This window comes from Streptomyces sp. SP17BM10, from assembly GCF_036322405.1.
In the GTDB taxonomy this organism is placed as follows: domain Bacteria; phylum Actinomycetota; class Actinomycetes; order Streptomycetales; family Streptomycetaceae; genus Kitasatospora.
Map to the genome: position 1 here is coordinate 1 of NZ_JAQYXB010000493.1, position 317 is coordinate 317.

The window sequence follows — 317 nt, forward strand, 5'->3', positions numbered from 1 at the left end:
AGGTCGACCGCGTCGGTGATGATGCCGGAGCCGAGGCGCAGGGCGACGCGGGCGGCGATCTCCTTGCCCTCGCCGGACGAGGTGACCAGGACGGCGGCCGGGGCGCCGGTCTTGGCGATCTGGGCCAGGGCGTCCACCTTGGGGACGACCAGCTGGTCGGCGAACTCGGCGCCGTCGGCGACGTACACCTTGGCGGCGCCGAACTCGGCGGCCTTGGCGGCGATGTCGGCCGCGGCACCACCGGCACCGAGGACGACGGCCGACGGCTCGCCGATGCGGCGGGCCAGGGTCAGCAGCTCCAGGGCCGGCTTGCGGAC

1 pseudogene is annotated in these 317 nt (G+C 75.4%); it reads right to left on the minus strand.

Annotated features, from left to right (window positions below):
* Positions 1 to 317: pseudogene (locus tag PUR71_RS08755) on the minus strand (electron transfer flavoprotein subunit alpha/FixB family protein); the annotation flags it as partial.